The sequence below is a fragment of the Limosilactobacillus frumenti DSM 13145 genome (assembly GCF_001436045.1).
In the GTDB taxonomy this organism is placed as follows: Bacteria; Bacillota; Bacilli; order Lactobacillales; family Lactobacillaceae; genus Limosilactobacillus; species Limosilactobacillus frumenti.
In genome coordinates, this window is record NZ_AZER01000025.1 from 55664 (window position 1) to 78117 (window position 22454).

Consider the following 22454-nt stretch of genomic DNA (forward strand, 5'->3'; position numbering starts at 1 on the left):
AGTTCTATTCTAATTGTAGTAATGAACTAATTAATAATCAAACTAATTACGACGCTTCTTCTTATCTGTTCCTGCCAAACCAAGAGCAGCAAGTGCGGCCGCTGCACCTAAAGCAACAGCTTCAGCAGTCTGATCGTTACCAGTTTGTGGAAGGGTTGCAGCTGATGTTGGCTGCTGTGCTTCTTCGGCTGGTTGAACATTAACTGTTTGTTGTGGAGTTGGTTGCTGTGGTGTTGGCTGTTGACCAGGTTGTGGTTGTGGAGTTGGTTCCGGCGTTGGTTCTGGAACAGGTTGTGGTTGCGGAGTTGGTTCTGGAGTTGGTGTAGGAGTTGGCGTTGCCTTCTTCTTCAATGCCACCGTGAAGACTTGAGTAACATTACTGTCATTATCGAAGTTCTTCACAATTCCATCACCATCAAAGCCATTGTAAACAAGTTCATAGCCAGCAGCTTCGAGCTTTTGAAGCTCTGCACTAGTGCTGTAAAGCTTGTTAATGCTTGTTCCTGCTTTACCAGAAAGAATTCCGGAAGTAGCAATTTGTTGACCAGTATCAACATCAACATAGTTAACAACCGCTTGTTGGTCAGTTTCAGGAGTGACGTAAGGAACCTTAACATCCTTTCCTGGATCCTCGTTTGGAGCAACTGGGTCACCTGGCTTACCATTTTCTGGCTTGTAGCCGGGTACATCAGGGATTTGACCACTAGTTGTCTTAGTAGGGTCCTGTGGATCAGTTGGGAATTGTGGTTGATCAGCATTTGGAATTGGGTTGCCATTAGGGTCAACCGGAATGATATGACCGTTAGACGTGTAGGTAACAACAACCGTCTTGGTTAAGTCATCAGGAGTTACCGTTTGACCACCGGCAGTCCGCTTATCTGCATGATACCCTTCAACAACTGGTGTATCAACGTTACCAAAGGTGTGGCTAGTTACATTCCATCCAGAATCATTGATAACCTTGCCAGTTACTTCATCAAAGGTGATTGTCTTGGTGAAGTCAAAGCTCTGCTTATTATCAGCTGGAGTCTTATCACCGGCGCCAACGTAATGGATCGTCTGCGTACCAGTCTTCTTCAGACTATTGATATCAGTACCATCTGGATACTTAGGCCCATTTGGATTGTTTGGATCAACTGGTTGACCTGGGTTACCTGGCTGATCTGGCGTTACGGTCTTAGTCTTGTGAACAACGTAAATCGTAACAGTCGTCGTACCCTTCGTAATCTCACCAGGAACAGTAACTCCTGGGTTGACAACTTCATAACCCTTGTTTTCAAGGTTCGTAATGGTTTGTGCCTTGTTGAAGTCAACCTTCGTGCCAATCTCATGTTCACCACTAGTCCAACCATATTCAGTCAAATCATTGCCAGTAGTATTGTCATGAACAACAATATTAACAATTCCTTGATCCTTAGTTGGCACATTGTAAATAACGTTAGTATCCTTACCAGGATCAGTTGGCGTTACCGTTGGTGTTTCTGGCGTCATACCAGGAATGTTTGGCACTGGTTCATCCGGCGTTACCGTCGTTGGATCGTTTGGATTAGTTGGGTATTGTGGCGTTGGTACATTTGGAATTGGGTTCCCGTTTGGATCAACTGGAACAATCTTACCATTTGGCGTGTAGGTTACAGTAACCGTCTTCGTCAAGTCGGTTGGCGTTACTGTGGTATTACCAGCAGTCCGCTTATCGGCGTGGTATCCATTGACAACTGGTGTGTCAACACTTCCGAAGGTGTGACTCGTGACATTCCAACCAGAGTCATTAGTGATCTTACCAGTGACGTTATCAAAGGTAATCGTCTTAGTAAAGTCAAAGCTCTGTTTATTATCAGCTGGGGTCTTATCACCGGCGCCAACATAGTGGATTGTCTGCGTACCAGTCTTCTTCAGGTTGTTGATATCAGTGCCATCTGGGTACTTAGGCCCATTTGGATTGTTTGGATTAACTGGTTGACCTGGGTTACCCGGCTTATCTGGCGTTACGGTCGTGTGACCATGCTTCAGAACAACAGTGTAAGTTTGGGTAGTACTGTCATCATTATCAAAGGTTGCTCCGGCTGGGAAACCATCATTGACTAGAACGTAACCCTTGTTCTCAAGGTCCTTAATCGTTGAAGCCGTGGAGTAGTTGATCTTGGTGTTAGCCTTACCAACCAAGTTACCAGAAGTAATGATAACCTTGTTGCCCTCATCAGCATCAACGTAGTTAACAATCGCTACTTGATCATTAACTGGTACTGGGTTGGCCTTGTAGTAAACCGTTGCTTCCACATTAGGGTGGTTGTAAGCGACATTCTCAATTGCCTTGATGTCATTACCATCAGCAAGATCACTTGGGGTCGTCCGAGCAGCATCGATCGTGTAATTACCAATCGTTGGTGACGTTACCTTGGCGAATGTGACTGGGTTAGACCATACGAAGTCGTTATCAGTAGCTGTACTAATATCAATTTCGTGATTAATGTCATGGTCATAAGTAATCTGGCCATTCTCAACACTCTGAACACGGAGCATCTTACCAGTAACCTTATCAACCATCCCTTGGCCTCTGAAGGTAGCAGTATCGGTGTAATCCGTCGTCAATGGTTTGCCAGTGGCTTCATCAACGTAGTGAACGGTTTCCGTTACTGTCCGCGTCAAGTCAGTCCGACCAAAGGCGTTTTCTGGATTAATTGGTGTGTAACCATGTTCTAAGTATACGTAGAAGGCTTGATCAACACCTGGTTGCTCGTCAAACTTCCATTGACTAGCAGCGCTTGTGTAGTCCGTCCCATATTGAATTGGCTTGTTTGGATCAGCAGTGGCCTGAACGATACTGTGAATTACGTATCCGCTCTTAACCAGCGCAGCAATTGTCGTTTCAGCACCCTTGAAGTTAATTGCACTATTGTCCTTACCAGTAGCATCGAATTGGTCAATTTCCTTATTATTATCGTTCATGTCGATAATATGGAGGTTAGCCTTTTCGTCTTGTTCTGGGGTTGGAGTTTGATTTTGCTTATAGGTAACGGTGACGTTAACGTCGCTAGAGTTCTGGTTAATACCAGTCAACGTCTTAACGTTACCTTGACCATCATCATAGCCGTTTTGGACGGTGGCAGTGTAGCCATCAATAATTGGTGTTACGACTGTAGCAAACTGGTGACCATCTTGAGCGGACCAAGTGATGTTCTTAGTCTGGTCAGTCAACTCGTTGCCATTAGCATCTGTCCACTTCTTCGTTACAGAATCGTAGTAAGCAATTCCGGAGAAGTGCAGTTGAGCCGTCTGATCAGCTGGGGTCTTAGCGCCGGCGCCTACGTAGTGAACCGTTTCCGTAACGGTCTTGTAAAGGTCATCGTGGTCAAGGCCGTTACCTGGCTTATCCGGCGTTACCGGTACAATCTGGTGTTCAACGTAAATTGTGACATTAGTTGTCCCTTTGGTAATTTCCGTTGGCACAGTCACATCTGGGTTGATAACCTTGTAGCCGGCGTTCTCAAGCTTCTGGATAGTGACAGGCTTATCGAAGTCAACCTTTGTACCAACCTCATGACTACCACTATTCCAGCCATACTCTGGTAAGTTATGACCAGTCGTATTGTCATGAACGATAACATTAACGACCCCTTCATCCTTAGTAGGAACGTTGTAAATAACCTTTGTAGCCTTACCAGGATCAGTTGGTGTTACCGTTGGTGTTTCTGGCGTCATACCAGGAATATTTGGCACTGGTTCATCCGGCGTTACCGTCGTTGGGTCGTTTGGACTCGTTGGGTATTGCGGCGTTGGTACATTTGGAATTGGGGTTCCGTTTGGATCAACTGGGATGATCTTACCATTTGGCGTGTAGGTTACGATAACCGTCTTCGTCAAATCATCCGGTGTTACCGTCGTGTTACCAGCAGTCCGCTTATCAGCATGGAATCCATCAACAACTGGTGTGTCAACACTTCCGAAGGTGTGACTCGTGACATTCCAACCAGAGTCGTCAGTGATCTTACCAGTGACGTTATCAAAGGTGATCGTCTTGGTGAAGTCAAAGATCTGTTTATTATCACCTGGGGTCTTATTACCGGCACCAACGTAGTGAACCGTTTGGGTACCAGTCTTCTTCAGGTTGTCAATGCCAGTACCATCTGGGTACTTAGGTCCATCTGGATTGTTTGGATCAACTGGTTGACCTGGATTACCTGGCTTATCTGGCGTTACGGTCGTGTGACCATGCTTCAGAACAACAGTGTAAGTCTGGGTAGTGCTGTCGTCATGGTCGAAGGTTGCTCCTGTTGGGAAGCCATCGTTGACTAGAACATAACCCTTCTTCTCCAGCTCATTGATGGTTGAAGCCGTGCTGTAATCAATCTTAGTACCTGGCTTACCATTTAAGTCACCAGAAGTTGCAATAACAGCATTGCCTTCATCGGCATCAATATAGTTAACAACCGCTAATTGGTCGTTAACTGGCGTTGGTGCTGGATTCTTAGCTAACGTAATGATGATCTTACTGTCACGGTTCGTTGGCGTTACTGCTTCACCAGCAACTGCACCAGTAGTTTCATCAACATTAGCATCGGTATTAGTCTTACTAATACTGATGATGTGGTAATTAGTAAGGTCAATTGCTGGAACGGCAGCAAAGTTCTGACTATCGTGATCCCACGTAATCTTACCTTGTTGGTTAGCAATTTGGTTGCCGTTCATCGTAACAAGGTTACCAGTTACCAAGTCAATAGTACCGTGACCCTTAAATTCAATCTGTTGTGGAACTGGTTGTAGAGCCTGACTACCATCAGCGTAATGGTACTCAATCGTCCGGGTAATAGTCTTATCCAGATCTTTTCTACTCAAGTTTGGATTAGTTGGCGCTGGGGTATCTGGCTTGTTTGGATCAACTGGCTTATTAGGATCAGCTGGGTGATCTGGGTCAACTGGACGCGTACCATGCTTCAAGTGAACTTCAAAGTTGTTGTTGCCTTCTAAGAAGGTTTCTTGGCCATCCTTAAAGTTATTGGAAACTAGTACATAACCATGAGCTTCATAGTTCTGAATCTTGTCAGCTGTTTGATAATTAATTAGCTCACCGACATGACCACTAAATGAAGCGTCCGCTAACTGTGATCCAGTTGTGTCATCAATATACTTGATGGATCCTTGTGCATTGACTGGTACTTGAGAATCTGGTGCATAGACAACAACAACGTCTGAACTTGGTGTATCCCGAGAAACCGTTTGTTGACTGACTGCACCAGTCCGATCAACCGTGTAACCAACAATGTTATTACCACTGACAGATACAACATGGTAACCATTAGCCGTCTTCGCATTAATTGCGGCAAAGGTCTGATTTTCGCTTGGCGTCCAAGTTAAACCATTTGCCAGGCCAGTAATCTTATTGTTTTCAACGGTGACCCACTTGCCAGTAACGTTATCTAAGTAACCTTCACCCTTAAACTCAGTAGTTTGAGTTACTGGGGTCAATCCAGCCATTTCATTACCTTGTTGGTCAACATAGGTAACCTTCCGGGTAATTGTCCGGTCAAGATAATCCTTAGTGTAGCCATCCTTATCGTCTGGATGACCTGGGTTAACTGGTGTGTAACTATGGTCTAATTCGATGACCCACTTCTGACTAATGCCATTATTATCAGACTGATCATCATAATTACCAAAGTGAATGCCGCCGTAGTTAGTAACACCGTTTAGAACAGTGCCATTGTAACTAGCATTAACCCACTTATAACCTTTGTTAAGAAGGTTAGTTACCTGAGCATCTGCATTATTGAATCTAATTGCATCGCCTTCAAGGCCACTTTGCGTATAAGTACCCAAGTTCATTTCTTGACCTGGAGTAACATCCTTAATAATTAATTCTGCACTCTGTTGCGTCTTAACAGGGTTGGCCTTGTAGTAGACCGTTGCTTCCACGTTATGGTGGTTGTAAGCAACATTCTCAATTGCCTTGATGTCATTACCATCAGCAAGGTCACTTGGAGTCGTCCGGGCAGGATCAACTGTGTAGCCAGCAATCGTTGGCGACGTTACCTTGTCAAATGTAGTTGGGTTAGACCATACGAAGTCATTGTCTGTTGCCGTACTGATGTCAATTTCATTAGCAACATCTTTATCGTAAGTAACTTGGCCATTCTCAATGCTCTTAATAGCAAGCATCTTACCAGTCACCTTATCAACCATACCTTGACCCGTAAAGGTAGCAGTATTGGTGTAATCACTTGCAACTGGGCTGTTATCTGCTTCGTTAAGATAATGAACAGTTTCCTTAACAACTCTTGTTAAATCAGTTCTGCCATAAGAATTATTAGGGTTGACTGGTTCATAACTGTGTTCAACGTAAATATAGAAGTTTTGGTCAGTGCCTGGCTTATCATCAAACTTCCATCGACTGGCGGCGTTAGCATAGTCAGTCCCATATTGAATTGGATTGTTTGGATCAGTAGTAGCCTGAACAATGCCTTCAACTTTGTATCCGCTTCTAATCAAAGCGTCAACCGTAGTAGCAGCACCGTCAAAGCTAATAGCACTGTTATCCTTACCAGCAGCGTTGAACTCGCCAATGTTCTTGTTGCCATCACTAATATCAATGATGGTTAACTTGGCCTTTTCATTTTGTTCATTCTTCGTGTAAACAACTTCAGTTGGCTTAGTTGGATCAACTGGCGTGATTGGACTTGGATCAACTGGGGTGTAGCCAGGAACAGTTGGAATTGGTTCGTTTGGCGTGACCTTCGTTGGGTCCGTTGGATCGTTTGGATATTGTGGCTGTGGTGCACCTGGAATTGGGTTGTGATCAGGTGTTACTGGAATAATCTTGGATACCTTGTGGTAGATAATTTCATCTACAACGTTAGGGTTATCAACCGTAGCGGTCTTGCCACCAGCACTCTGCTTAGTTGCTACATAGCCAGGAATGACTTCGGCATTAACAACACCATAGGTATGGCTTTCCGTGTTCCAAGTGCCTTGCGTGGTATGACCTTGAGCATCAGTTTCATCTGGAGTCCGGCTAAAGGTGAAGCTATCAACTACTGGGTTCCGTAACTGGTTACCTTGATCATCAACAAAGTTAACCGTTTGGGTTGATGGAACGGTCCGTGCACCGTCTTGGTGAGTACCATTTGGTGCATAGTAAACATTCACAACAATATTGCCACTAGCGTTGTTGACAGTCACGGCCTTAACATTGTCGCCATCCTTTTGGTCAGCTGGCGTAACGTTCGTGACGTGCATACCGGCGATACCTGGTGAATCAACATGAGCAAATTCGTGGTTGTCCGCATTCCAAGTTAAGCTACCTGGGCCGGTGATCTTACCTTGGCTGTCAACAGTTACTAACTTACCAGTAACCTTATCTACCGTTCCATGAGCAGTAAAGGTAAAGCTGTCATTGTGTGCAGTAGATACTGGGTTACCCTGACCGTCTAAGTAGTTAATCGTCCGTGTGACGGTCTTTTCAAGGTCAGTTCTGCTGTAACCAGCGCCTGGATGGCCTGGGTTGACAGGTTCTGTACCATGTTTAACGTTGATGACCACATTCTGTGGGCCATCAGTAAAGCTCGTTGGAATCATTGGTAGTGGCCCATCCAGAACATAGCCACGTTGCTCAAGAGCTGGTAAGTCCTGAGCGTTTGGATCGTAACTGAATGGAGCATTTTCATTACCAGTAGCACTGGTTCCATAGCCCGGAATATCAACATTGTCAGTCGTATCATGGTACTTAACTGTAATGGTACCCTGCTTGATTGGTTCTGGTGCATCAGCAACATAAACAACCTTAACACTGGAGCTCAGGCTATCGTGGTTAACAGTTTGAACACCAACTGCACCGTCAGTACCAACAGTGTAACCAGTAGCATTAGTCTCTTCAACGTGGTCAACATGGTAGCCAGTGACTGTTTGAGCAGGGACTGCTTCAAATTCGTGGCTAGTTGCTGGCGTCCACGTTAATTGACCTTGCTTAATCGTGCCATCGGCATTCTTAACAATGTTACCTTGACCATCGACTTCAACTAATTGGCCAGTAACCGTGTCAATTGTACCCTTTGCAGTATATTCAACTGATTGATGTACTGGTGCCGCAGCTTGTGAACCAGCAGCATGGGTACCGTCACCCTTGTAAACATAGGTAACGTCACGATTAATCGTCTTGTCCAGATCATCCTTTGTGTAGTGACCACCAGGTTGGTCTGGCGTTACTGGCTTCGTACCGTGCTTCAAGTAAACAACCCAACTTTGTGTCGTGTTGTCGTTATTGTCGTACTTGCCGAATTGGATCTCACCAAAATTCTCAGCACTCAGTCTAGTAGTGTTTGGTTGGTTATAAGTTGCGTAATCCCAAACATAGCCATTATCAAGATGTCCTTGAACCGCTTGCGCAGCACCAGCAAAGCTGATTTCCGTGTTTGGTTCAGCATCGTTCTTGTAGTAATTCAAACGGTTTCCTGTTGTTTCATCAATAATGGTCAGGTCAGCTGCTTGGTCATTAACTGTTGGGGCATAAACAATCTTAACCGTTGAACTTAGACTGTTATGATCAACCGTTTGTTGAGCAACTGCACCATCTTCGCCAACGTTGTACTGGCCATCAGCATTAGAAGTTTCAATCCGTGCAACGTGGTAACCATTAATCGTTACAGCAGGAACAGCAGCAAATGGTGTGTCACCGCTGACCTTCTGCCAATTAATGTTTCCAGGAACTGGATTACCTTGAGAATCTTTTGCAACCGTGTAGTTACCTTGAGCGTCCTTGACTGGTTGCCCATTGTTCATTTCAACCTGAACCATCTGGCCAGTTACTGCATCAACGTAGTAGTCACCTTGGAATTCAGCAGACTGGTTAACTGGAGCATGAGCTTGCGTACCGTCTTGGTGAACGTAAGTAATTCCACGGGTAACCGTCTTATCCAAGTCGCTATGACCGGCCGTATTATGGTCGACATGGTCAATCTTGTGCTTGAAGTGAACAACAAATGTCTGATTGTTGTCCTTATCATTATCGAACTTAGGCAACGTGTAATCACTGTACTGGGTTGGGTTGCTTGAACTTGTCACGCCAGTCCCAGTGACATTAACAAAGACATACTTGTTCTCAAGATTATTAACCGTGTCCTGTGCGTTAGCAAAGTTGATTGGGTCCTCGTATTTCCCAGTGGCATCTTGTGACGGCGCAATCAATGCACCATTATTATCATCATCAACGAATTTCAGTTGGGCCTTCTGGGTTTCCGCTACCGGTGTGTAAACAACGTAGTATGGGTTTTCTTGAGCAGAAAGTGGTACCTTCTTGTACTTCAAGGAAACCGTACTAGTCGATGGAACAAATGGGTTTTGCGCTTTGAAACCATATTGGCCGGCAAGTGCATCGTTGGCACCAATTCGCCCATAGTTAATATATGGTGCTTCCGCTGCATAGTAACGGCCGTCTCGACCAAGGGTGAACCGCTGAACACTGATGGTAGCATCCATTGTCCCATTGTTATTGACTAAGGTATAACTTTCCTTAACTTCATACCGGTCGTTACCATTGTATGAATACCAAGTCCGGTTATAGGTATGGCCAACTTGATAATCTGAAATTGACCCACTAGCCATCTCTACATTTTGTAACTTGTAACCAGCAATTGTTAATGGGTTGATTTGTTGAGCATTAAAGTGTTGCCCAATTAAGCCCTTGATCTGAACTTCTGGGTAACCTGGAATTTCTTCACCGGTATCCACATCGACATACTTAATGGTTTGGGTAATTTCACGTGGCTTGTAATCACCCCATGCAGAACCATCAGCGGTGGTTTGGGAACCATAACCAAAGATCCGGCGCAGTGGGTTATTACCATTATTAGTGTTTACGGAAATAGAATTACCTGTAACTGGACCGAAGCTATTGATTTGAACCCATGATCCATCGCTGAAATTATAAGTGGTCTGACCACCGTCACCAGCAATCCACCAGTAGTTATAATGGCCACCATCGTTGGTATTCCATTGTAAGATACGGCTATAATCCGCACTAGTTACGTAAACGTAAACATTGCCCCGTGCTGGGTTGTTACGGTCAACCGCTAAGGTAAAGATTGGGCCATTATTGTATTGATATTGGTCAAAGATGTATTGACTACCAGTGTTCGGTGCCAATTGTGGGAATAACCGTGCTAAGTTCGGGTGAGCCTTGGATGGGTAATTACTTGGGTCTTGAATGACATCTCCAGCAACAGCTTCCTGACTAGCTGCCTGTTCAGATTGCTGGTTCAAGTAATCGACAACCTGTTGAACCGTTGGGTGAGCATTCCCAGGGATAATTGGATTACCGTTAGCGTCGTTAAAGACAACATTTAAGTCGGTAACTTTGTCTGGTACTCTCGTATAACCGTCAGCCGTTGGTGAATCCCAACCTTGACCTTGGTCAGTAACAGTCCAAGTAAAGCCACCTTGAACGTATTGGGTTGGAATTTCATTACCACGTGAGTCAAGTTGAACTTGCAACTTACCCTCACTATCAAGGTAACCAACTACTGGCTTATTATTAGCATCATACGTGATGTAACGGCCCTGACTGTCAATAGCATAGCCATGATCATTAACCTTGACGAACTTCCCAGTTGACTTGTCATACCAGGCGGTCCCGGTCAGCTTAATGGTCTGCTTGGTGTCCCGGTTACCTTGCAGGGTGTCTGGATCCATATCAGGCAGTTGGGCAGCTTCGTTCCGCTCATCAGTGTTGCTGTTCAAGTTACCGTCATTTACTAAGTCATCCTTAACTGCTTGGCCATCACTATTACCATTATTCTTGTACTTAACGTCCCGGGAAACTTCCAGGGAAATTTGCCGCTTTTCAATATCAGCAGCTAAGTGTGGAATAGCACTGTAATGCAGGGTCAAGGCAACAGCGGAAATACTGTTATTGTTAATATTTTGAATATTAGCAATTGGTGTAATCGTGTTAACCTTACCATTGCTGTCAACAGCAGAACTAAATTCTGCTGGTGTGGATGACGTGTAGTTGTAGTTATAACCAGTAACATTTACTGCAGCATAACCATCAAAGGCTGTCTTGTTATTCTGAGCTTCCCAGGTAACCTTACCAGTTGCTGGGTCAGTACCATAAACTTCATATGCCGCATCTCTGGTACGATCACTAATTTGCTGACCATTCTTATCAGCCACATTAGCTTCAGCAATCAAATTCCCGGTAACCTTATCAATATAAGTATGACCAGCAAAGTTCAATTGCTGACTGTGTGAAGGTGCAATATCAGTTTGTGATCCATCAGCATTATCGTGAACGTAGTGGACCGTTTCGGTAACTTGGTGGGTCAAGTCATCCGTCGTCAAGTTCGTGTAGTGTTGTTTGTTAGCGGGATCATTCCCATCTAGCGGGTGGTTAGGATCAACTAACTGTGCACCATGCTTAAAGTGGATGACAAAGTTGGCCGTGTCTGCACCAAACTTACCAAAGTGGGTAGCAGCATCGTCATAAGAACCGACCTTGACATTACCAGTAATTCCGGTACCAGAAATTGAATCAATAACGTAACCATTAGCCAAGATCTTTTGGACAGACTGATCCCCATTACCAAAACTAATTGCCGTTCCTGTAGCACCATTGGCTGGTGTCAGGTCAACACCATTGATAACGTTATTGTTAATGTCTTGATTAGTAGTGTCATCATGGAACTTCAACGTTGCTTGACGGTTTTCATCCGGGTTAACTGCCCTGTAAACAACGTAGTAAATTTCAGGGGTTGGCGTCGCGTGGGTAACGTTTTCCTTAGCTGGAATTTCACTATTCGCCGTTAAACTCGTATGTGAAATTTCGGCCTTGCGTTCTTGTTCGTACTTTGGTGTTCCATCTGCGTTCCACAATAACTGACCATTTTCGTCCTTGGCTTGAACGTATAATGGCTTCGTGTAGTCATAGACTGGGTTACCATCATCGTCAAAGATTGGGTTACCCTGACTATCGAGCTTTTGAGCGTACATATAAACTGGTTGACCGTTTTGATAAACCGGTTGGCCATCCTTACCGTATTGGAGTTTCTTAACATAGACTGGGTTACCATTACTATCAGTTGCAAGACCAGTATCTTCAGAAACATCAATCCGTTCAAATTGGTACTTGCTAGAATCAATGCCCGGCAATGCTGAGGCATCGAACTTGCCTTGCTTACCGTCCGCCTGAAGAGCCCAGCTTAATGCACCTTGAACAGGCTTACCGTCACGTCCTAAGACAGCTTGTAAGTGGCCGTACTTATCAAGCTTTGGAGTGCCGTCATCATTCTTTTGGATTTCAACCAGGTCACCAGTCGTGATGTCAATGTAACCTGTCCCGATGAAGTGGTTATCCTGTCTTACCTGGTCGCCAGTTGGCGCGGTAGTGAAGTTGGCAGGCGCTAATTCTGCCATTTGGCTGGCACTTGATTCACCATTATCAACGACATATTTGACTTCCCGAATAATGTGCTTGTCAACATCTGTCTTAACATAGTAATCAGTCGTGTGGTCAGGGTTAACTGGTTCAATGTTGTGACCCATGATAACTAACCGTTGGGAGTTAGTTAAACTAAAGCCGTTTTTTACATCATTAAAGGCCGCACCACCTTTCTCAGCGGGCTTAGTAACATCACTACTATCATCGGCAACTAATTGCATGGTAGAAGCATCGGTATTGTAACCATTCCGTGCTTGATAGAAGCCCTTGATACCATCCCAAACCTGTTGTGCAGACTTGTAGAAGTTTTCGGTGTTTTCCTTTGGGGTGATAGTTGGGTTGTACTGAACTGGCTTACTGGACAGGTTCTCGTTGTTCCACTTGAATAATTCGTAGTGACCTTGGCCAACAAAGCCACTGACCCCACCACGGTTACCGCTGAAGTAGTTTCCGTTAGTTGGATCCATGAAGATTAAGTTACCATCACCGTTCCGGTTGGTTCCCCCACCGGTAACGTTGGTCGTGACCGCATCACGTTCCAGGTTGATGTACTTAGCGTTGTCCATGACGAAGTAAGCGGTCCGTGAACCCTGTGAACCCGCAGCTCCACCAAGGGGTACTGAAATCAATTCGGCATCCCGTGACTGAGCATCACTCCGGACATCCAATGTAGCCCCATCTTTTACCCATACTAATGGATCATGGTAATGAGTAGACAAGAGTTGGATATTATCGTTGTACAGTGACAAGCCTTGGTTAGTCAAGATAACGGACAGGGAAGCATCCTTGTCGACAACGATCTTGCCATCTTCACCAAGGGCAAAGTAGTTGTTCTGTCTGTAGTCACCAGCAGAATGACTACGACCGTTACTGGTGAACTTAACGGTTGAGGATGGTCCGGCAATGAACATTCCAAAGTCGCCGCCATCGAAGCCGTTACCAGTTCCCCAGTTGTTAATGTTAGTGACACTACCAGCATCAGAAATGAAGGTTCCCCGGTTACCAAGAATCAGGCCTTCACGACCCATGATGTCTAATGTACTGTTTTTGCCAACATAAACGTTGTTTTCAATTTCAGGATGATCTTCGGTAAGGGAAGCTTGGTCAGCCCGTTGAATGTAATTAGCATTAGCACCGGGTACGGAGCTGATGTTATATGAACCAAACGAAACTGCCCGACCATGGCCAACCTTCATCTTAACCTGGGCGTTTTCACCGGTAATCAAAGTACCGTTGTTGTTAACCCGGATACCAATGTTGTGGGTTTCCAAGTTGTTCCGTTCTGAAGACTTCAGAGCATTACCATCTAAATTGCTATCCTTCAGGTTAATGTTTAACTTAGCATTATTACCAACATAAACGTGACCGCGATCAGTCTTGGTAGATGAACCATTAATAGTATTCCGGACAAGACCATCATATGCGACCAGGCCATCACCATCGACGGTCCGGTTGGCAGTTAAGCTGGACCCATCAGTAATGATGATATTAGCTGCCCGGACGTTAGGGGCAGACCGCCAGTAATTACGATCAATTAAAGTGTTACCGGAATCAGTGGTGGAACCATTGTTGAAGTATGTACCATACTTGCTACTGTATTGGTCATCAAAGCCTTGTTGAGCCGCACTCGTGTACGTCTGACTATTAACATTGGATGTTGTATTACGAACAATGTAAACATCAGTGTCACCGCCACCGTTATACAAAGCGGATCCACTAGCATTAACATTATTGAAAGTAACGGACTGCTTACCCTGGGTAGCGGATAGATCCAGAACACCGACTTGGTTATCAGTGTTAAAGATCAGGTTCTTAAAGGTAATGTTCCAGCCACTACCACCAAGCTTCAGTGCTTGCATGTTCCGAGCAACGTTAATAGTGGCACCGTTCTTACCAACGATGGTAACCGTGTGACCATTAGTGGTGGTTGGCTGGGACTTATCTTCAGCATTAGCTAAACCAGCCCAATCGCGCATACCAACAGTACCAAGTCGTGGATTCCCATTAACATGGAGCTGTGTATCGGCCGTGATATTGCCAGTAATCGTAATTTGGTCAACACTGCTGTCGGCTAACTTAGCTTGTAAATCAGCCCACGTGCTAACATCCTGGTTGTTTTGAACCGGTTGTGGAGTTGCTGGCTGGGTCTTAGTGGCTGCGCTCGTTTCCGCAGTTCGTTCCGCGTTATAACGATTATCGATCTTATTTTGAGAATCTGCTAAACTAGCATTCTTAACTGTCTCTAGTTGAGTTTTATCTAAATGGTTATTCTTACCATTGTTTGGCCAAGAAGAAGGTTGTGGAACAGATCGCAAAGAAGCCGAAAGACCCTGTGCTGATCCATTCGACGTAGGTGTAAATGTTTGCGTTGCACCGTTGTTAGTAGAGCTTTGGGTGTTACTGCCCTTTAAGGCTACTTGTGACCCGTTCAATGCTCCTGTATTAGCGCCACTATTAGTGTCACTAGGAGCATTATTGCCCTTTTGTGCGGGGTACGTCATCGGCAGAAGCCACACTGGTTCCTGCAAATGTCATCCCAATCAAAACAGAAGCAACACCAACAGTTAATTTCTTAATTGTGAAGCGCTGTTTGGTTGGATCATTTTTACGATGATATTCCCAAATATTATTTTTTGATAGCATATTTAGCTTCCCCCCTAATTTCCATCAATTCTTATCAACTGATTAACTAAATTAAGATTATATGCTTTACAGTTCTTATGATAACTTATTTATATAATAAATTCAATCAACGCCACGTTTTTACTGCAGTCTGTTCAATCGTGAGCTTTTTTGTTAATAATTTTCTTTATTATTTTTAAGTAGCCGCTTATAAAAAAGCACTTATCAATACCTAATTGCTTTATTTAAATTTCTCATGGCATTAAAAAAGCTTGTACCTGCTGCTTGATCAAAGCAACGTAGCACAAGCTTTTAGTAATTGTTTATTAATTATTTAGTGATTAGCACCTGGTCGACCGCCATTAATAATCGTCTTAATAACTTCCTAATCATTTAGATCAAAGAAGTGACTTTAGTGACAATCTAATTGGCTGATAATTATTATTTCATTAGTCAGCCCTTTTTCATCATTCTTGCATATAACGTGATTCTAAAGTAGTTAAATTTATCAATTGAGTAGCAATATTAATAAAGCCCTAGCATTACGGTCGGTAACCACAACACTAGGGTGTCATTCAATATTTAAAATCGCAGGCTTCAAGATGATCATTAATCAAACCTACCGATTGAAGAAATGAGTATGTCGGTACTGGCCCCATTAATTTAAAACCAAAATGAGTTTCCATGGTCAAATACATCTCTGACTATGGAAACTCATTTTCTCTACATTTTCTTCAAGACCTGAACTTGGCGAAGGTGACGCTTAATCTGACCAGTCTGTTCTAACTTAGCCAATTTACGTGACAGTGTTTCTGGCGTTGTGCCGAGATACGAAGACAGGTCCTTTAACTTCAACGGAAGAGTAATTGTGGACTTTCCTTGTTCCAAGACCAATTGCTGAAGGTAGGTGGTTAGCCGTTGTTCAATGTTGGGTAGACCAAGTAATTGATTTTGCCGGCGCAGGCTATTAATCCTTGCCGCTTGTCCCATCATGATTTTTAAAGCAATATCTTGCTGTTCGTTGATCAAGCGTAAAAAGTCCGTACGATACAAAATACAAATATCACTAGCTGTTATCATTTCCACATAGCTACTAGCATTTTCTGCTCCTAGTAACCAAGTTTCACCAACATAATCACCAGTCGTCAGAATTCGCTGAACTTGTTTTTCACCACTTATGCTTAACTGATACATCTGTGCTTGGCCTTGCTTGATAATCACCAGTCGATCACTGTTATCTGGACTGGCAACTACTGTCCCTCGTTGGACATGCTGATGGTGCACTAACCGTTCAACCTGCCGTTGCTTGGTAATATTTAAGTGATTAAAAAGCGGTACTAATTGTACGCACAATTCATCCCCCAATGGAATCTCCTTCTTCGTGACCTACTTGCTAAAAGTCATCATCTTCTTCATTATATAATCCTTCCCGTAAATCGTGGCCTAAAAAGTGTTGAGCAATAGCAATCTGGGCATTAATCCACGCTAGTAAACCACTTAATTTAACCGCCAGCGGCTGCCAATCTTCTTTTTGTGCTAATGCGATGGCCTTTGTAATAAATAAAGTTTGAGTATCAAAGTCTTTAATAAGGTTAAATAGTTGTTCATTTCCCGGCTGGTACTTATCTGCACCACTCTCTTCAAGCATGGTAAATTCCTTGAACTGATCAATCGTTGTCGGAATACTTTCACCATTGCTAACTAACAACGTGTTCAATTCTTTAAACACTTGCTGCTCATGGACAACCCACTGATCACCATATCCTTCTAAGAAAAGGGCAGCAACGCCCTTGGCAAATAATTTAGCTTGGCTAATCTTGAGTGAATGAATCAGTAAATTAGCAATAATGTGGCCAGTCATCGCACCAGCAGTTGGTGTATGGTGATCAATGTCACTTTGCTTTAACTCTGCTTCATAACGTTGTTCTGCACTTGTCATTTCAAATCTCCTTAGTTTTAATTCCCTGAACTGTGTAACCTAGTTTTTCAATATTATTCTGCACAACATCGGGCGAAGTAACCAATGAATCAAGATTAAACTTAACTTTTCCGGCATTAAACAAAACTTTAACATCGGCCGTACCATCAGTCATTTCGACACTCTTCTGGATCTTAGTTAAACATGATGGACAAGTCAGACCGCCAAGTTTCATCATTACTTTTTCCATTTCAAACACTTCCTTTTACAAATTATTCTAGGTTGTTGTTAGGAGATAAAAATTGATAACTATCAAGTTTTGGTAAATATTTTATGAGACGCATACTGTTGAATATTACGATTAAAATACTCAGCTCATGAATCAACATTCCTGATGCCATTTCGATATAGCCAACAAAAAGGCCAACAAATAATAGTAAGACCGTCAATAGTGCAATCAAAATATTCTCGTTCATATTTTTGATTGTCTGACTAGCCAACTGGAAACTAGCCACCAGACTATTAAGGTTAGACTTGACCAGCACTAGATCCGAAACATCCATTGCAACATCCGTTCCTGATCCCATTGCTACGGCTACATCAGCAACTGACAATGCTGGACTATCATTAATTCCATCCCCAACAAAGGCAAGCTGATGCCCCTTAGTTTGCTCTTCTTTAATAAAATCAGCCTTATCAGCGGGCAGCATTCCAGCATGGAATTCATCAATTGGCAGGTCATCAGCAATCTTTCGGGCGGTATTCTGATTATCACCAGTCAACATTATTAACCGCGTAACGCCGAGTTGTTTTAATTGTTGTAAAGCTAATGCTGCCTGAGGACGAAGTTGGTCCTGGATACCAAAAATAGCCAATTCAGTGTGGTCAGCACTGGCAAAAATCACAACTGAATTACCTGCGTGTGTTATCCGATTCAATTCATGGTTCAGCTTTGTATTGTTGGTAATGACATCACTAACCAAGTTCCGATTACCAATGAGAAATTCTTGCTGGGCAATTTGGGCACGAAGTCCTTGCCCTTTAATTGTCTGTAAATTAGTTGGGTGTAGCTCTTGCCTAGGCTTAAGATTAGTAATTGCCTGTGCTAACGGGTGGTTGGCTAGTCGTTCAATTGCCACTGCCTGGTCAATAATTGTTTGTCGATCACCTTTAAGAACCAATAAAGTCTGCACAGTCGGTCTGCCCACCGTTAAAGTACCAGTCTTATCAAATGCCACCGTATCAACGTGCCGCAAAGTATCCATTACATTAGAACCCTTAAATAGAATCCCCCGTCGAGCACCATTACCGATTCCTGCAACTGTAGAGGCCGGAACACCAATCACAAGCGCTCCTGGGCATCCTAAAACCATCACCGTGATGGCAAGCCGCAAATCACGTGTAATAATGCCCACCAGCACTGCTACTAACAGAACAAAAGGGGTGTAGTATTGAGAAAATTTATCAATAAAACGTTGCGTCTTGGTCTGTGAATCCTGGGCTTCGTCAACTAGCTCGATAATCTTACCAAAGGTAGTATTGTCACCCGCTGCCGTAGTATTAACAGTGATTGTTCCATTTTCTAGAATAGTGCCGGCGAACACTTCATCACCAACCTGTTTATGCACCATGCGGGACTCACCAGTGATACTAGCTTCGTTTACCAACGCGGTCCCGGTTAGAACCCTGCCATCAACCGGAACCTGGGATCCTGTTCTAATCAAGACATGCATACCAGGGTCTAAAAAGTCGACATCTTCTTGATGCGTTGTTCCATCACTATCAATAACTGACGCTGTTTGGGGTGCTAAATCATCCAGTTGTTTGACGGCCGATCGTGTTTTCCGGAGTGTAATTTCTTCTAGTACTTCACCCAACATAAACAGCCAGGTAACAATCGCTGCCTCATTATATTCCCCGATAATAAATGCTCCAATCACGGCAATACTAACAAGAACATCAATCGATACCAACCGTACCTGCAACGAAGAAATCGCTGTTAGTAAAATCGGTATCAGGCCAATAATACCAACAATGATCATCACCACTTGATATCCAACTGTCATCTGACCAAGCCAGCGAGCAGCTTCTGCTAAAGCCAATAAGACGGTCATTAAAGTAACGATTAATTGGCGGTATTTGGCAAAAAATTGCTGAATTTTAACCATAAGCTTGTCCCTCCTTACTTTTTCAGTGTAAGGTCCGCCTGGATCGATTAAATTGACCACCATCAATTTTTAACAATTTCAACTTACCATTTGATTTTTTAGCCGGTACTTGCTAGTCTCTCGTAAGCACAAAGTGGGGCGCTAGCATTCGGCTCTTCTTCCGAACGCTAACGCCCTACTCTATGTGGATGTTTCTTTATTTAATTACCCAAGATTTCTTTAAAGGTCGGCTCAGACAACACTTGATCGTCCTTAAATTGTTGACACACGTTAGTCGCTTTCTGGCTTCGGGATTGAAAGTTTATTGCTTGCTGTAAGGCAAATTCTGATAGCGAATCATGATGAATATAGGAAGATAGACGTCCAGCAAAAGTTTGCTGAGGATCATCAATCATCTTTTCAAGACGTTTTAATAAATCATAGGTCCCCTGACCTGCCTGAATTGTGGCTGCAAAATGTTCCAGTTCTTTCAAAAAAGTGCGCATTGGTTCTTCATACTGACAATGATCAGTTGGCTTTTCTAACGCCACTTGTTCATTTCTGATGTTACTCTGCGTTAGCGAAAACGGCTGCTCCTCTGACATTAGGAAATAGGCCATCATTAAACACAGCAAGTCCACGACATCATTATCAATCCCGATACTGGCCCATGGGTTGAGATCTAACATTCTTAATTCTAAATACTGGGTCCCTTTTGTCGGCAATTGGGCAACCTTGCGTGGCCCTTTTAAACGCACAGGCGAGTGAAAATCATGTTCTGCCAACAATTGTCCATCCTGTAGTCCCGAATGAATCCGCTGGACGTACTGTTCTGTATCACTAAAATCACCATCAAACTTGGTACCGAAGCCATACTTGCTTTGCCGAATACTACGGGCCAGGTGGCGTGGCCGCCACTTATCCATAAAGTAGTTTTCCTCCGCCAGCGGACTTGCCCCAAACAAGTACGTGAGGAAGAAGCGATAAGTTAAGAATCCCTGGGCGACCTTAATGTATAATTGATTTCTTTCGGCGATGCTAGTCGTTAATTCATTGAGTAAGGACGGCGCAATACTGATATTGACGTGAACACCACACGGTGCACCCTCCTGAATCTTATGCCGTTTTAACCATTCCTCAGAATACTTCTTCTTTTCTAAGGTATGGTGGGCAATTCTGATGTTTCGATGATCTTTCGGTAATTTTGGTGGCATCGAAAGGGGCCATAAATATTCACCATCTGCTAAACCACGCCGTAAAATATTACTAATTCGTTCCAGGTAACGCAGTGCCTGTTCTGGTGATTTAGCGATTGGCGTGGCAATCTCCGCCATCGTTTCCATAAAATCTGTCGTGATCCATTTATTTGTTCGGGGGTCACCAATATTATATGGATACGGAAATTGACTAATGCGACCATCTGCATCAATTCTTTGGCGTTCAACTTCTAGACCAATGGGAAAACTAAACAGTAAGCTTTCCATATTCCGGTTCATCACTGCTTTACCAAAACTACTAAGGATCATTAATCGGCAACCTCCTTTAGGGGGTAGTCTATTGGAATAACATCTTATGTGGGATTATTTTAGCATGCACAACTGATGGAAATGGATTTACGACAATGACTTATTAATATTTTGAACATTTCTTCTTAGAAAATTTATAAATTGAACCAAAAAACTCCACTACCTAGGATTAGATAGTGGAGTTATGCAATTTATAGCTAGTTCCTGGCGACCCGGCGAAAGCCAAGAAGCGTTGTGAATGCCAAAATCATAAGACGGAAGAAAGAAGGTCGACGCTTCTTTTGGAATGTCTTATTTCCCTTAACATAACGTTCTCGGGTCTCCGCAACCGCTTTTTGTTGCTTCTTCGGAACAACATCTTTTTTAGCATTACTTTTACTTTGAACATTACTTTCAGCTTCTGGATAATAAGAGATTTCAACAATCTTATTATCCGACTGAGGAGTAATCTTCATGGTCTTAACGACTGACGGCCTACTAGTATAGCCATGAACTAGCGGTGCCGCATAAGCAGGTAGGCTAGCTTCATGCTCATCCCAATCGTCCCACTTTACTTTCCCCGTCTGAAGATCTTTATTACCAGCACGGGTAAAAAGATGGGCCTGATCAACCCGCTTCAATGGGCCATCTGGCAGCTGAACAAAGATGAGCCGGTGAACGCGCTTTTGCAAAATAACTGGTTTAACGCCCATGTTCATTGCATATTGAACCGGTTGAGTACTATTTTCTTCTTTAGTTTTAGTCTCAACTGGAGAACTGGCCGGATGCGATTGGGTAGTTTTTTGCCGAACATCTTGAGGGAACGTTGGCCGTGGCACCCGTGGTTGGACTGGCGATTGCACTGAACGTGTCTGAGTTTCTTGTTGGGCGCTTGATTGGTCGTGGGCTAGTCTTTGGACTTTTTGTTCAACCTGGGATTGCACTTGCGCCAACTTTTGCGATCTTAGCTGGGCCTGTGACTGTGCGTGAGCTAGTACCTGTGACTGTAATGACACTTGAGATTGTGGATGTGCTGCCGTTGAATGGTCACTAATGCGTACTTGCGGCTGAGCTTGTGGCTTTTCATGCGCACTCGATTGCGCCTGTGACTGAGGTTGAACTGAAGATTCTCCATTCGATTGTGGTTGCGACTGCGAAGCCGTGTGTGCTTCTACCTGAGGGCGAACCTGAACAGAGAACTGTGGTTGGGACTGCACTTGCGCTGGAGCAGGTGATTGTGACCGTCCTTGTGATGAAGAAGCATGTGAATTTAGTTGAGGTCGAAGCTGGGAGTGTTGTACCGCAGATTGCACATTTGATGGAGACTGTTTTTTAACCGACTGCTCATATTGCAATGGGGTCTGTGACCCTGGGTGAACAGTTGGCTGAGGCTGTTTTGCAGGTTTTGTACTTGATGAAGCCTGATTCTGAGCTTGCACTGCCGATTGTGCACTTGACTGAGACTGTGAAGATACATACTCCTCAGTTTGAAACTGATTCTGTACGGGTGATTGTGGTTGGGGCGACGGTTGCAGTTCTGGTTGAACTGACCGTGAGCCTTGTGATGATGCCTTAACCTGAGGCTGTGCCGGCATCTGCGGCCCCGGCTGAGCTGACATTTGTTGTGGCTGATCATTCTTTTGTTCAGCACTGTATTTGATCACCCACTTAGTGAAATCAAACAACTTGTCGACAAGCGCTGATGATAATTCTGTCTGACTCTTAATTGTTTCCAATTCTTTGGCGGATCGCAGAATTTGTTCAATACGTTGGCTATCTAATTGATTGCCATCCGATGATTGCTGACTCTTTTGTTGGTTATCCGTCTCAGTCATATT

The 22454-nt window shown here is 43.8% G+C and carries 8 protein-coding genes and 1 pseudogene; all 9 read right to left on the minus strand.

The genetic code is table 11. The features are described from left to right. Nucleotides 1–42: 42 nt before the first annotated feature. Nucleotides 43–14925: a mucin-binding protein gene (locus tag FD27_RS08975; RefSeq protein ID WP_151495774.1), complete on the minus strand. Its 14883-nt coding sequence runs from the start codon at nt 14923–14925 to the stop codon at nt 43–45. Beyond that, the gene (locus FD27_RS08640) at nt 14897–15067 is read right to left on the minus strand and encodes a YSIRK-type signal peptide-containing protein (protein WP_083482722.1); all 171 of its coding nucleotides are present in this window, start codon (nt 15065–15067) and stop codon (nt 14897–14899) included. The genes FD27_RS08975 and FD27_RS08640 overlap by 29 nt, the downstream gene beginning before the upstream one ends. Nucleotides 15068–15621: 554 nt before the next feature. Then, a pseudogene (locus tag FD27_RS08645) lies at nt 15622–15717 on the minus strand (DNA-3-methyladenine glycosylase I); the annotation flags it as partial. Between the two features lie 52 nt (nt 15718–15769). Beyond that, nucleotides 15770–16399 (minus strand): Crp/Fnr family transcriptional regulator, encoded by a 630-nt coding sequence (locus FD27_RS08165; protein ID WP_235803035.1) that lies wholly within the window; start codon nt 16397–16399, stop codon nt 15770–15772. A gap of 40 nt (nt 16400–16439) precedes the next feature. Further along, on the minus strand, nt 16440–16985 hold the full coding sequence (locus tag FD27_RS08170; RefSeq protein WP_057752534.1) for a hypothetical protein: 546 nt from the start codon (nt 16983–16985) through the stop codon (nt 16440–16442). 1 nt (nt 16986) lies between these two features. Then, the gene (locus FD27_RS08175) at nt 16987–17214 is read right to left on the minus strand and encodes a heavy-metal-associated domain-containing protein (RefSeq protein ID WP_057752537.1); all 228 of its coding nucleotides are present in this window, start codon (nt 17212–17214) and stop codon (nt 16987–16989) included. A gap of 22 nt (nt 17215–17236) precedes the next feature. Next, on the minus strand, nt 17237–19132 hold the full coding sequence (locus tag FD27_RS08180; protein WP_057752540.1) for a heavy metal translocating P-type ATPase: 1896 nt from the start codon (nt 19130–19132) through the stop codon (nt 17237–17239). Between the two features lie 200 nt (nt 19133–19332). Beyond that, entirely contained in the window at nt 19333–20637 is a 1305-nt protein-coding gene (locus FD27_RS08185; RefSeq protein ID WP_057752543.1) for a hypothetical protein, read from the minus strand. Nucleotides 20638–20834: 197 nt separating this feature from the next. Next, nucleotides 20835–22451, minus strand: coding sequence for a mucin-binding protein (locus FD27_RS08190; RefSeq protein WP_057752546.1), 1617 nt, complete (start codon nt 22449–22451; stop codon nt 20835–20837). Nucleotides 22452–22454 lie beyond the last annotated feature (3 nt).